The 13,531-nt window shown below is 43.6% G+C and carries 11 protein-coding genes; 5 read left to right on the forward strand and 6 right to left on the reverse strand.

Going from position 1 to position 13,531, the window contains the following annotated elements:
• The 5 genes from PSI22_RS09850 to maeB form a co-directional block, all read right to left on the reverse strand.
• Nucleotides 1-887, reverse strand: an 887-nt coding sequence (locus PSI22_RS09850) for a TonB-dependent receptor plug domain-containing protein (RefSeq protein ID WP_273579588.1), incomplete at its 3' end; no start/stop codon positions are given.
• 124 nt (nucleotides 888-1,011) lie between these two features.
• Nucleotides 1,012-3,183, reverse strand: coding sequence for a S9 family peptidase (locus PSI22_RS09855; protein WP_370689018.1), 2,172 nt, complete (start codon nucleotides 3,181-3,183; stop codon nucleotides 1,012-1,014).
• Between the two features lie 18 nt (nucleotides 3,184-3,201).
• Nucleotides 3,202-4,005, reverse strand: a complete 804-nt coding sequence (locus PSI22_RS09860; protein WP_273579589.1) for an energy transducer TonB family protein — start codon at nucleotides 4,003-4,005, stop codon at nucleotides 3,202-3,204.
• A gap of 112 nt (nucleotides 4,006-4,117) precedes the next feature.
• Nucleotides 4,118-5,020 (reverse strand): ChaN family lipoprotein, encoded by a 903-nt coding sequence (locus tag PSI22_RS09865; RefSeq protein ID WP_273579591.1) that lies wholly within the window; start codon nucleotides 5,018-5,020, stop codon nucleotides 4,118-4,120.
• Nucleotides 5,021-5,174: 154 nt separating this feature from the next.
• Entirely contained in the window at nucleotides 5,175-7,454 is a 2,280-nt protein-coding gene (gene maeB / locus PSI22_RS09870) for an NADP-dependent oxaloacetate-decarboxylating malate dehydrogenase (protein WP_273579592.1), read from the reverse strand.
• Between the two features lie 551 nt (nucleotides 7,455-8,005).
• Between maeB and PSI22_RS09875 the strand changes: the two genes are divergently transcribed.
• The 5 genes from PSI22_RS09875 to PSI22_RS09895 all read left to right on the forward strand — a co-directional run bounded on the left by PSI22_RS09875 (nucleotide 8,006) and on the right by PSI22_RS09895 (nucleotide 11,424).
• Entirely contained in the window at nucleotides 8,006-8,641 is a 636-nt protein-coding gene (locus PSI22_RS09875) for a response regulator (protein WP_273579593.1), read from the forward strand.
• 346 nt (nucleotides 8,642-8,987) lie between these two features.
• Nucleotides 8,988-9,368 (forward strand): ArsC family reductase, encoded by a 381-nt coding sequence (locus tag PSI22_RS09880; protein ID WP_273579594.1) that lies wholly within the window; start codon nucleotides 8,988-8,990, stop codon nucleotides 9,366-9,368.
• Between the two features lie 14 nt (nucleotides 9,369-9,382).
• Entirely contained in the window at nucleotides 9,383-10,510 is a 1,128-nt protein-coding gene (gene dapE / locus PSI22_RS09885; protein ID WP_273579595.1) for a succinyl-diaminopimelate desuccinylase, read from the forward strand.
• Entirely contained in the window at nucleotides 10,507-11,181 is a 675-nt protein-coding gene (locus PSI22_RS09890; RefSeq protein WP_273579596.1) for a M15 family metallopeptidase, read from the forward strand. The genes dapE and PSI22_RS09890 overlap by 4 nt, the downstream gene beginning before the upstream one ends.
• Before the next feature lie 48 nt (nucleotides 11,182-11,229).
• Nucleotides 11,230-11,424, forward strand: a complete 195-nt coding sequence (locus PSI22_RS09895) for a YpfN family protein (protein ID WP_273579597.1) — start codon at nucleotides 11,230-11,232, stop codon at nucleotides 11,422-11,424.
• On the opposite strand, the gene PSI22_RS09900 is transcribed toward PSI22_RS09895, so the two are convergent.
• Nucleotides 11,369-13,528, reverse strand: coding sequence for a tRNA(Met) cytidine acetyltransferase TmcA (locus PSI22_RS09900; RefSeq protein ID WP_273579598.1), 2,160 nt, complete (start codon nucleotides 13,526-13,528; stop codon nucleotides 11,369-11,371). The two genes, PSI22_RS09895 and PSI22_RS09900, sit on opposite strands and share 56 nt — an antisense overlap.
• Nucleotides 13,529-13,531 lie beyond the last annotated feature (3 nt).

The following is a 13,531-nucleotide window of genomic DNA, read 5'->3' on the forward strand; positions in this document are numbered from 1 at the left end:
AGATAATAATCTGAACTGTCGATATGACGTTGATTAAATTTATTATGATAAAAACGCCCACTTAATTCCAAATCATGAAATTCATTGGGTTTAATATTTAATTTCATCAATTGAGAATTTGGTTTTTGTTTAAATGTATCACGTGTACCAAATTCATCGCTGCTGACGCCCATCGCGTTTTTATAATGAGCGTCAATGCTGTGCCCACTAACCGCAAGCATAGCGCCAATAGAACCATCAGGACTGAATGCCAGCGTTTTTCCTGCAACCGCCATCATGCCACTTTTGCCGATGCCATTATTTCCATATGTCCATTTAGTACGCACACCTAGATTGTTACCATCAAATATTACATCATCAACACCAAGAGTACGAAAATTAGCACTTCCTACCAGAGCATTGACAGAAGCAGAATCGTCAGATTGCCCACGAGCAACATCAACACGAACAATAAAATTAGGATCAATTAATGCACCAGTCTGGTTATAAGGCTGCTGCCCATGTGAAAATTCACTCGGAGCAGTACCATAAAAACTCTGGCTGACACCATCCACCATCATATTGACGCGGCCAAAACCACTTAAGCCACGGATATTGACGCTAACTGCACCTTGGCTCACATCCATCTGGGTATAAGTCCCCGGCAGGCTTCGCAGGACGCTGTCCATCGATTCCAGTTTATTATCTTCACCGACAGAACTATAAGCGCCGGGTTTTTCCATTGCTTCAACCTGTGGGGAATTATTATCTTGAGCACCTGAAACTTTCAGACTGCTGAAGCGCATGACTTTTTCTTTTTTATTGTCACTCGCATTTTCAGCATAAGCTATCCCCTGAAGCCCAATAAGTATTACACTGGCTCCCGCTATTTTTGCCACAATTTTCATTAACATCACACCCTAAATAAAATAATACTGATTAATACTCACATTGCTTCGCAAATTTGGCGATAAAATACCCATGACACTGATAATAAATTATCAGCGCCTAGGGTTATAAATATATTTTTTATTAGTCTTTTAGTTGTGGAAAATAAACTTTGGCATCATCCAACATTAAAAGGAAACTATAATCAAAGGCAATATCATTCAAGCGATTAAAACGCCCTGGTTTTCCACCATGCCCGGTATCCATATTCGTTTCCAATAATAAAAGACTATCCCCCTGCTTTATTTCCCTTAATTTGGCTACCCATTTTGCAGGTTCCCAATATTGCACCTGAGAATCATGCAAACCCGTAGTAACCAATAAATGAGGATAACGCTGATGTTTAACATTATCATAAGGGCTATAGGACTTAATGCGGAAGTAATCCTCTTTGTTATTTGGATTGCCCCACTCTTCATATTCACCCGTCGTCAATGGAATGGATGAATCAAGCATTGTAGTCACAGCATCCACAAAAGGCACTTTTGCAATCACACCGCGATATAGCTCCGGAGCCTGATTGATCACCGTTCCCATCAATAACCCCCCTGCGCTGCCACCTTCGGCATATACGCGCTGGCTGTCACCATACCCATCAGCAAGCAATGTTTTGGTCGCATCAATAAAATCATGAAAACTGTTCATTTTGTTTTCGACTTTACCTTGCAGATACCAGTTCTTACCCAATTCACCACCACCACGCACATGCACTAGGGCATACACAAAGCCACGATCCAGCAAACTCAGCAGCGGAGAGCTGAAATAAGGGTCCATACTAATACCATAAGAACCATAACCGTAAATCAAGATTGGATTTTCCCCTTTCTTAAACAGAGACTTACGGTAAACCAGAGAAACCGGAACATCTACGCCATCTCGGGCTTTTACCCAAATACGCTGGCTTTCATAGTGCTCTTTATTAAACCCTTTCACTTCCTGCTGTTTCAGCAATTCACGTTCACCTGTTTGCATATTCCATTGGAATACCGAACTCGGTGTGGTCATGGATGAATAGCTATAGTGCAGTAAATCAGTATCAGGTTCCGGGTTATAGTCTAACGATGCCATATATGCAGGTTCATCAAACTTAACGTGTTTTTCCTGCTGAGTTTTCCAATCTATCTGGCGAATTGTTGACAATCCTTTGGTACGCTCTTGCACTACCAACCAGTTGTTGAACAGGGCAAAATTTTCCAGATCAGTCTCTTCCTGGGGCGCAATCACCGTCTCCCACGGCTTATTAATAGCGTCTGCCCGATATAAGCCAAACAATGGATGTTCATGGTTGGAACGGATATAGAATTGTCCACGGAAATGATCGAGATCATATTCACGCCCAGCCTGACGAGCGGAGAAAATCTGGGGTTCTGATTGAGGATTATTGGCATCAATCAGCCGATATTCCGAGGTCGTACTGCTGGCAATTGAGATCAAAATATAGTCAAGTGAGGTGCTTTCTGATATTCCCAGATAAAAGCGGTCATCATCTTCCTGATAGATTTTTTTATCCTGTTGGATATCCGTGCCATATTGATGACGAAATAATTGATAGGGCAACAAAGTCTGTGGGTCTCTACGCACATAAAACAGCGTATTGCCATCATTTGCCCACACAATATTGCCCGACGTATTTTCAATGACGTTGTTCTGCCATTCACCATTACCTAAATTTTTAAATGAAATCTGATAATTGCGACGACCTTGAGTATCTTCTGCCACAGCTATACGCTTGTTGTCCCGCGTAACCGCAAACCCACTGACTCGATAAAACTTATGGCCTTTTGCTCGTTCATTACCATCAACCATCACCTGCCAATCGGTTGAATTATCGACAGGTTTACGCTGATAGATCGGGAAATCTTTCCCTGCCTCGTAAACGGTACGATAAACATACCCATTATAGGTATAAGGAGCTGACTGGTCTTCTTTACTCATTCTGCCAGCCATTTCGTTATACAGTGTTTCCCGTAATTCCTGGCCTGATTTCAGCACCTGTTCGGTATACTTATTCTCAGCCGTCAAGTAATCAATAACGTCTTTATCCTGACGAGTGTCATCGCGCAGCCAGTAATAATTGTCAACGCGGGTATCACCGTGAAACGTCATCTTATGTGGCTGTTTTGTGGCCATAGGTGGCACCATATTTTCCTCCATTGCAATAGTAGCAAAACTGTTACACAGCAAACTACCACTCAGTAGAAAGCTGCGCACTACCCTTTTTGTTTGTGGAGAAAATACCGTTTTATGCTGTAACATGCCATTCATCCTGTATTTTTACTGAGATAAATAGAAATCAATCGGCAGTTCAACTGTAACCCTGCCATTGGTTAAAATAACATCAGGTGGTAAAGGTAAGGGTTGTGCCCTTTCCAACACGAGCCTTGCTTCCCGGTCGAGTGAGTTCGTCCCCGAACGTTTTATTAATTCACTATCAATCACAGTACCCAACTGATTAACCGTAAATTTTACCATCGGTCGCCCTGTCCGATTTCTTCTCTGGGCATCCGGCGGGTATTTCTTATAGCGATTTAAATGCCCACTGACCTCAGCCTGCCAGACCGCTCTGGCATCTACAATGGCATCGGAATTACTTTCATAAGATGCGGCTGTACGAGAGGCTATGTTATCTGCCGTCGCACTACTGGTTGTCGGTGCAACACTACTGCGGGATTTTTCACTTTCCTGTTCTTTTGCCTTCACACGCTTAACAGGCTGTGTTTTTTTAGGGACCTCTTGCTCTTTCTGTTTTTTCTTTGGTTTATGGACCAAAATATGAGCACTCTCATTTACGTCTAATTTTGGCATGTTGACTTCATCAACCTTACTTTCCTGTTGCTGGCTGGCAACAGACAATTGTTGTTCAATTCCAATAGGTTGATTCTGTATCTTGTGTATCGCTTCCGTCTGCAATGACAACTCCACCATAACCGCAGGCGGGGGCAGAAACTCCTCAATATCGATGCTCGTGGGCGTATAAATAAACCACCCCACCAACAAAGCATGAAGAGTGATCGCAGCGAGAAAGGATTTTGTCACGTGACCAACGTGAGTGGTTTGATACGTGGTATACGTCAACATTTCTTATAGCACATAATATCAATGATAAATTAAGAGAATGATAATCAATTAGATATATAAATGAAAACTATTTTTATTTATTAGTGTCATCACATCCTTATGATATTTACAACTATTGGGTTATAGCTTTAGTTACTTTGGGGGTAAACCAGACAAAATCAGCATATTCGCTGTTCAGAGAAACGCCTTGCTCTGCGATAACAAATACAGCAATCGGCTCATTTGGCGCTATTTTTTTTACATGCTGAGGGACTCCCATCGCTTTTACCGCGTGGTATCCTCCCGCAAATAGCAAAGCGGGTGATGGTGCGTTAACCAACTGCTCTGCCATCCGCTGATCACGCATTTGTTGAATCATCGTCATGGCAGAAAGGTTTTTTGCCTCTATGTCCGCACCGTGAGAATTTTTAATTGTTTCTTCGATTAATTTTTTAACGTCATCAGAAACCCATGCCGTTTTATCCGTAGAGGAATGATTTTTATATGCCTGATCGATCTCGGAACGATCCAAATTCGCCGCCAGCAACGGATAAGGCGCTTTCACCAGCTCTGTAACCAGCTCTCCATACAATTCCCACGGCCAGCCCTGTTGCCACGCCAATAATTGCTTAATTCTTTCCTCTCTGACAATCGGATTGCTCTGCAACCAGCTTTTGACTTTATTCACTTTTTCCTGTTGGTTTGGGTTAATCATTTCCAACAATACGGAACCGTGGGGGCGTTTTTGCCCAAGTTGCTGAACCAGCCATAACTCGATCTGATGGTGGTAGGGATTATCATGCTTTTCACCCACAATGACTCTAGGATAAGCAGCCAGTTGCTCAAGTAGTTCAGCGGAAGTGATCGCTTTACCCGTTTTCATATCAAGCAACATGCCGGGTTGCACTAATTCATTGGAAAGGGTTTGAAGCACTTTTTGAGATCCATTTTGAGGATCGGGCTGTAGTGTCACACAGCCACCAAGCAGGAAGGCACACGCTAAAAAAGTCGATTTTATACAGGTAGATGCTTTCATAGGTATTCATTATCAAAATATAAATTTTCCGCATATTATAGATAATGAGAATTATTTACAAATAAAACTACCCTGCCAAGCATAGGCTTAACAGGGTAGCTAATTTCTTCATCCCGACGTGATTACTGCTATCAGGACAGGTCATAAAGATAACTTACAGTGGATTGGTTTGTGCTTCAACGGCAGCCAACGCAACCATGTTCACGATACGACGGACAGAAGCAATCGGCGTCAAGATATGCACTGGCTTCGACACGCCCATCAATACTGGGCCAACTGTTACACCATCGGAGCTGGTGACACGCAGCAGGTTATAGCTGATACGCGCAGCTTCCATATTTGGCATAATCAACAAATTAGCTGCACCTTTCAGTGGGCTGTCCGGCATGATGTCACGACGAATGTTTTCCACCAGTGCCGCATCCCCGTGCATTTCCCCGTCGATTTCAAGTGACGGAGCCGCTTCCTGCACCAGTTCCAGCACCTTACGCATTTTTTGTGCGGAAACACAATCAGAAGAACCAAAACTTGAACGTGATAACAAGGCAACTTTAGGTTCAATACCAAAACGGCGCACAGTTTCGGCAGCCATCAATGTAATTTCAGCCAGTTCCTCTGGAGTAGGATCTTCATTGACATAAGTATCTGCAATAAAAGTATTCCCCATCGGCAACATCAAGGCATTCATCGCACCTGCGGTATGTACCCCCTGACGGAAGCCAAAGAAATCTTTCACTACTTGATAATGTTCGCTGTAGCTGCCGACGGTACCACAAATCAAGCCGTCTGCTTCACCACGATGTACCATGATTGCACCGATCAGTGTCGGATTACCAATAACCGTACGGCGAGCCTGCTCCTGAGAAACCCCACGGCGTTTCATCAGTTGGTAATATTCCTGCCAATACTCTTTAAAGCGTGGATCATTTTCGTTATTCACTACTTCAAAATCTTTACCGACTTCAATGTGCAGACCTTGCTTCTTAATACGCATTTCAATGACGCTTGGGCGACCAATCAATACTGGGAATGCCAATCCAAGGGAAACCAATTCCTGCGTGGCATGCAGTACACGAATATCTTCCCCTTCCGCCAATACAATACGCTTTTTCTCTTTTTTCGCCTGAGAGAAAATCGGCTTCATAAACAGGTTGGTTTTATAGACAAACTCGTTGAGCTTCTCAATATAAGCCCCGAAATCAGCGATAGGCCGCGTTGCGACGCCGGAATCCATCGCAGCTTTCGCCACGGCAGGCGCGATTTTGACAATCAGGCGTGGATCAAATGGCTTCGGAATAATGTATTCAGAGCCAAAGAACAAATCTTGATCGCCATAAGCTGAAGCCACTTCCTGGCTTTGTTCTGCCAGTGCCAAATCCGCAATCGCGTGAACACAGGCGAGTTTCATCTCTTCATTAATCGTTGTCGCCCCGACATCGAGTGCGCCACGGAAGATGAATGGGAAGCAGAGCACGTTGTTAACTTGGTTAGGAAAATCAGAACGGCCTGTACAGATAATGGCATCAGGGCGCACCGCTTTTGCCAGTGGTGGCAAGATTTCCGGTTCTGGATTCGCTAACGCCATGATGAGCGGATCTTTCGCCATCGTCTTCACCATCTCTGGTGTCAGGACACCCGGCCCAGAACAGCCAAGGAAAATATCGGCATTTGGGATCACATCCATCAACGTACGACAGCCATTATCTTCGATAGCATAATCGGCTTTGGTCTTTTCCATATTCTCTTCGCGACCACGATAGATAACACCCTTCGAGTCACAGACGGTAATATTTTCACGCTTCAGACCCAGAGCCACCAACAGGTTCATACAGGCAATGGATGCTGCACCCGCACCAGATACCACCATGCGTACTTTGCCGATATCTTTATTGACAATGCGCAACCCATTTAATACCGCAGCCGTACAGATAATCGCCGTGCCGTGCTGATCATCATGGAATACAGGAATTTTCATCCGCTCACGGAGTTTCTGCTCAATATAAAAACATTCCGGTGCCTTGATATCTTCAAGGTTAATACCACCGAAAGTCGGCTCTAATGCAGCAATGATATCAATCAATTTATCAGGATTGGACTCATCAACTTCAATATCAAAAACATCAATGCCAGAGAATTTCTTAAATAGAACGCCTTTACCTTCCATAACGGGTTTGCCGGCTAATGCTCCGATATTCCCCAAGCCCAAAACAGCAGTACCGTTGGAGATAACCGCAACAAGATTGCCGCGTGCAGTATATTTATAAGCCGCCAATGGATCTTTTGCTATCTCAAGGCAAGGCGCAGCAACGCCTGGAGAATATGCCAATGCCAAATCACGCTGTGTTGTCAATGGCTTGGTCGGAGTAACAGTGATTTTCCCGGGTTGCGGAAATTCATGAAAATCAAGGGCACTTTGTTTTAATTTTTCGTCCATCATCTGATCCTTTGCGAGTCATATCGAAGTGAAAACCCGCCCAGTATAATAGTTACAGAAGGTTAAATCATGATGTCAGCAACATTTTGTTAAGAATCCTTGGGAATCAAGGATAAAAAACAGACAAAAGATGATCTCATGTTAACCAATACTAGATAAATATTATTCTCATAATACTCACTAAGAGGTACTCTTATCTCCAATTCATTAATAACCCGCTAAATTAATTAAAGAAGCATTCTAAAAACAACTTTTAAAATAAGTTTACAAAAACGAAATTTAATCTATAAAATCATCGTGCGTATTTTATTTAGAAAATTATTAGCAATTAAGGAAACGCATTTTCTTATGGCAGTGAATTTTATTTCGCCTGAATGGATAAACCTGTTTGCGATATTTTTATTTTTATATCAGGATATATTTTCAGAATCTCATTATCTATGATTCAATATACTCTATAAAAATTACACAGCAATTTAACATAAAGCAGAGTCCTGTCTTTTATGTTTTATTAAATATAAAAATCTGCATTTCTATATGGGAGAAGGAACATGCATAATTATTCAGTCATGATAGTCGATGATCATCCTATCATTCGTCACGGTTTAAAAAGGTTGATTGAATTGGAACGTGAACTCATTGTGACTGCTGAAACAGACAATGGTGAAGATGCCATTAATATCGCCTGCCAGATAAAACCTGACATTATTTTGATGGATTTAAAAATCCATGGCCTTTCCGGAATTGATACGATTAAATCTCTCCGCCGAAAAGGGCTTGATTCCTATGTTTTGGTACTCTCAGATTCAGATAATCGCGGTGATATTTATGATGCAATTGATGCCGGTGCGAATGGTTATTTATTAAAAGATATTGAACTGGCTCCTCTGATGAGTAACATAAAAAAAGCCGCAAATGGCGATGCAGTGTACAGTGAAAAAGTCTATCAATATTTATCCACCCGTCATCTTTATATTGATCCTTTATCAAAATTAACCAAACGTGAATTAGATGTCCTAAAAGAAATCTCAGAAGGCATGACAAATAAAGAAATCGCTGACTTTCTTTTTATTTCAGAAGAAACTGTGAAAGTTCATACCCGTAACTTATTGAAAAAACTTAAATCCCGCTCCCGTCTAGAAGCCACCATCATCTATCTAAGGCATAGAAAACCAGAGTTAATTTGACATCTGGTTGATCAATGTCCTCAATATGCAACACAATTTCCCTGAGTCTGCCAACGGGGAAATTGTGAGTTAACGAGATTGTCAATTAATTACCAACCAATTAGTTTCATATATGACTAATAACAACTGTTATTTGTATAATTTATTATTTCACGTGATTAACTAGTGTCAACAGGCAGAATAATTTGATCAAGTTTAATTAAATTTGAACATAAGCAGAGTAGATTGTTATCCATCCTAAAGAAATGACGTAGATGGCGCACATGAAAGATGCCGTGTTATCTGGATAAAATGCCAAATTTCCCGCATTATGTCGGATGTGTAAAACCAAACTAAGGATCTCATCATGTCAGATACCACTTCTCACAAAGCATTCACTCTCTACGGTATCAAAAACTGCGATACCATGAAAAAAGCGCGTCGCTGGCTAGAAGACCAAGAGATCCCCTATCAGTTTCATGACTATCGCGTTGATGGTCTATCCTCTGAATTGCTACAGTTATTTATTGAACAAGTGGGCTGGGAACCTCTGTTGAATACTCGCGGTACAACTTGGCGCAAATTGTCTGATGATCAAAAGTCAACTATTAATAATACAGAAGCTGCCAAAAAATTGATGCTGGAACAACCTTCAATCATAAAACGCCCACTATTGGTGTCAGAAACAGGGAATTATTTACTCGGATTTAAAGCCGAACAATATCAACAGTTTTTCTTTCATGACTAGATAAAGGCCAAATAATGACTTGTCCAGTAATTGAACTTACCCAGCAGCTAATCAAACATCCTTCTGTCAGCCCTGATGACCAAGGATGTCAGGATATACTCATTCAACGTCTGCAAAATACTGGTTTTACAATAGAACGAATGCCTTTCGGGGATACTCTGAATTTCTGGGCTTACCACGGAACAGGCACAACGTTTGCCCTCGCAGGACACACTGACGTGGTTCCTGCCGGTGATACTTCTAAATGGCAAACCCCTCCTTTCGATCCCGTTATTCGTGATGGCATGCTGTATGGCCGTGGTGCAGCGGATATGAAAGGCTCTCTGGCAGCCATGGTTGTTGCTGCTGAACGTTTTGTTAAAGCTAATCCTGACCATCCAGGCCGCCTCGCTTTCCTGATTACTTCAGATGAAGAAGCCAGCGCGACAAATGGCACAGTCAAGGTGGTCGAAACTTTAATGTCACGCCATGAACGCCTGGATTATTGTCTGGTAGGAGAACCTTCCAGCCAGCAACGTCTGGGTGACATAATTAAAAATGGGCGTCGGGGTTCCCTGACAGCCAGTCTGACTATCCACGGTATTCAAGGGCATGTTGCCTATCCACAGCTGGCAGATAACCCTATTCACCATTCACTGCCTTTTCTACAAGAACTGGTCAATACCCAATGGGACAATGGCAATGAATTTTTCCCCGCAACCAGTATGCAGATCGCCAATATTCAAGCGGGAACTGGCAGTAATAACGTCATACCGGGTAAATTGTGGGTTCAATTTAATTTCCGTTTCAGTACTGAATTGACAGATACCGAGATCCGCCAGCGGGTTGAAGATATGCTGAAAAAACATAATCTGAAATATGATATTGACTGGTGGCTATCCGGCCAGCCTTTCTTGACCTGCAAAGGTGAACTTGTCGATGCCGTGGTTGAATCCATTGAACAGTGTTGCGGATATAAGCCAGAGATATCAACGAGTGGCGGCACATCGGATGGGCGTTTTATTGCCAAAATGGGAGCGCAGGTCGTGGAATTAGGGCCTATCAACGCCACTATCCATAAAGTCAATGAGTGTATCAGCGTGTCAGATTTACAGAGATTGAGCCTGATTTACCAACGTATCATGGAGCAATTAATCAAATGATGACGCCTGAAATGTTGACAGGTTTGTCAACAGATCACTTGGTAACATTAGCGGGTAATCACCGTTTACAGTTCAATGCCACCAAAGCGTTTCTTGCCATGCAAAGAGATGCAGCCAAGGCAGGCTTTAAATTACAGCCCGCCAGTTCATTTCGTGATTTCGCGCGCCAGCAAGCTATCTGGAATGAAAAATTTCGGGGGCAACGTCCGGTATTGGATGACAATAGCCAGCCCCTTGATATTACAAAAATGACCGAAGGAGAGATTTGTGAAGCTATTCTCCGCTGGTCTGCTTTGCCGGGTGCCAGCCGTCATCACTGGGGTACTGAACTGGATATTTATGACCCATTCCTTCTGCCACAAGGTAAGAAATTGTTACTGGAACCATGGGAATATGAAAACGGCGGCTATTTTGAACCACTATCAGACTGGCTGACTGAAAATATGTCTATTTACGATTTTTATCGCCCATTCAACCGACATAGCAGTGGTGTAGCCTATGAACCGTGGCATATCAGTTTTTGGCCGCTGTCCCATGAAGCAGAAAATTTGTTCAATGAGCAAGTACTGCTAGATGTCTGGCAGGATCACAATATTGCTGGTATTGATTGGTTGTCCGCCAACCTCTCCTCTCTTTTTGAAAAGTATGTCAAGATAGCTGAGCCGGATTAAGCGTAATCCCAGTAGGCACTAATTTCATAATATTCCCAGGAGAGCATGATGCACTGGTTGATGGATTATTGGTGGGTTATTCTGCTACTACTCGTCGGTATTGTTTTTAATGCAATAAAAGAGTTAAGCCGCGTCGATACGAAGCGCTTTTTAGATAACAAACCAAAATTACCCCCTCACCGAGATTTTAATGATAAATGGGACGATGAAGACGATTGTCCTCAGAAACACCGCAAGAAATAGTCCAATTTTTCCACTGATTGGCAAGTGTCTCATCAATGCTTGCCAATGCTCCTTCCGTTTCTTCCCGACAACGTTTCAACAACGCCTTACGCCCGCTCAGGGATAAATCGCGTGCGCACTGTTCAATATCTATCTGTTGTTGAAGACATTTTCTCAATGCGGGCAAAGCCAGATCATATGCCAACAATAGCCGCTGTAACGCGAAATAAGACGCAGACAGGGGACGATGAGCGAATGCAAAACCCGCCAGTTCCTGCCAGTCGCTATCATTGAGCTGGTTATCATTATGATGATCAATGGGTAAGGAAAAACCGATCAATAATTCCAGCCAGTATGCATCACGACATAATTGCTGTTGCGCGGACTCAGCCAGCCATTTGCCCTGCTCACTCAGTGGCAAAATAGCCATCGCGGTATAGCAACCACTGCTCGCTTCAAGATGGGTTCCCATCCGCACCAATCGAAAGCCACATGTTTGCCAGAGTGACCAAAGTTCAGCGGTATAACCAAAGCTGACAGAAAGAAAATCCTGCTTTTGCGCACGAGCTTCTTGACACTGTTGAGCAACCAGGCGCTGTGCAATGCCACGACGGCGATATTGTGCCTGCACAGCAATGCGACTGACACGCTGTGAACGCATCGTCGCAGCCTGCGGAAAGCCACTATGGGCGGCCAGAGACTGAGCCACCAGATTTCCCCTTGGACGGCGACGTCCTGCCCACACTTCATGCGCCAATGTCTGTGGCAACTCGCCTTCACTTACCATCCATAGCGCGCCGATCAATTGTTGATTATTCACAGCGGAACGAGATATAGCGGCCAGAAAAGTCATTCCGTTACCATCCAGCAAACGGCGCAAATCTAGAGGGGATGTGCGGTAATGAGCGCTGGTCAACAATCCATAAAACTGACGCAGCAATTCAGGTTGTCGCAACCACATTGCTTGAGTGATGGGATAAAAGTGCAAATTTTTCTCAGGCTCGGAATAAACCAATGGCTCATCAGGCAACGATTTTTCGTTAAATAACCGTTTGTCGTCGAATAACAGTGAGCTATCTAACCATGTTTCCAGCGGATCATTTTCAGCCCAGCGCATCGGTGTTTCCAATTCTCTAACATGGCAATCAGGCAATGTGGCACACAACTTCAGCAAAAATCCACGTCCGGTTCCTTCATAGCCCTGCACCGTTGTCGTTAATAACACTCGTGGAAAATATCGGATTAATTCGGCTAATTGCGGGGTTGGGATCGCCGCAGCTTCGTCAATCAGAAGCCAATCAGCATCAATATCGTGACCTTCTCGATTATCTTTCAATCGACAATATTTCAATAAATTGTCTACCGCCCAGAATGGGGTTTTATCAACAGGAGAATCCTGCTCAGGATCGGAAGTCCCGGAATAATGTCGAATAACTTCTGTCGTGATTTTTGCAGGTGCACATAGCCAACACTTCCCCTGCCATTGCTGTATGAGCATTCCGGCCAAGGCAGATTTTCCGCGTCCTCGGGGCGCAGTGACCACCCAAACCCCCTGTGAAGCCCGTAGTAATTGCTCAAGAATAGCCTGCTGGCTGGCAGTAGGATTACCATCAGGCATCTGCCACGGTACGGTTTGTGATAATTGCACTGGCTGAAAGGGTTTTCCCTGTTGCCATAACAGGATATTGGGAAGCTCAAGGATTTGCTGTTGAATATGTTGGATAAAATGAGGTGTAGAGATCACGCCAGCCGACTCGTTCCAACGCAAACTGTCTTCATCTGGTTGTGCTGGCCATTGTGACCAGGTTGGTACACGCATCACCAGCCAGCTTCCGGCTTTTAGCGTACCAGCCAGAATCGCCAGCGCTTCGGCATTAAAACCACGGGTTACATCAAAAACCCCATGCATAAATTCGCGCCCAAGTAGACTAGACGCTTTTGCTGACTCAATCGCACCCTCGTCTCCAGATGCGACGGTTACCCAATCCCCCTGAAACTGTTTTTTCAGATGAATGACAATCTGCTCGCTCCACTGGGTATCACCACTTAAAACCACCAAGCGGCGCTGCCCTTGCTGCTGCATTTGTTCCTGCAACTTTTTCCAGATCGAATCTAACACGGTCATGGT

It is taken from the genome of Xenorhabdus aichiensis, assembly GCF_028598775.1.
In the GTDB taxonomy this organism is placed as follows: domain Bacteria; phylum Pseudomonadota; class Gammaproteobacteria; order Enterobacterales; family Enterobacteriaceae; genus Xenorhabdus; species Xenorhabdus bovienii.

Excerpts from the sequence above, each read along its gene's own strand:
- PSI22_RS09890 (WP_273579596.1), top strand. The coding sequence starts at position 10,507 with ATGATGACGCCTGAAATGTTGACAGGTTTGTCAACAGATCACTTGGTA.
- PSI22_RS09865 (WP_273579591.1), bottom strand. The coding sequence starts at position 5,020 with ATGAAAGCATCTACCTGTATAAAATCGACTTTTTTAGCGTGTGCCTTC.
- PSI22_RS09855 (WP_370689018.1), bottom strand. The coding sequence starts at position 3,183 with ATGTTACAGCATAAAACGGTATTTTCTCCACAAACAAAAAGGGTAGTG.
- PSI22_RS09880 (WP_273579594.1), top strand. The coding sequence starts at position 8,988 with ATGTCAGATACCACTTCTCACAAAGCATTCACTCTCTACGGTATCAAA.
- dapE (WP_273579595.1), top strand. The coding sequence starts at position 9,383 with ATGACTTGTCCAGTAATTGAACTTACCCAGCAGCTAATCAAACATCCT.
- PSI22_RS09895 (WP_273579597.1), top strand. The coding sequence starts at position 11,230 with ATGCACTGGTTGATGGATTATTGGTGGGTTATTCTGCTACTACTCGTC.
- PSI22_RS09860 (WP_273579589.1), bottom strand. The coding sequence starts at position 4,005 with ATGTTGACGTATACCACGTATCAAACCACTCACGTTGGTCACGTGACA.
- PSI22_RS09900 (WP_273579598.1), bottom strand. The coding sequence starts at position 13,528 with ATGACCGTGTTAGATTCGATCTGGAAAAAGTTGCAGGAACAAATGCAG.
- maeB (WP_273579592.1), bottom strand. The coding sequence starts at position 7,454 with ATGGACGAAAAATTAAAACAAAGTGCCCTTGATTTTCATGAATTTCCG.
- PSI22_RS09875 (WP_273579593.1), top strand. The coding sequence starts at position 8,006 with ATGCATAATTATTCAGTCATGATAGTCGATGATCATCCTATCATTCGT.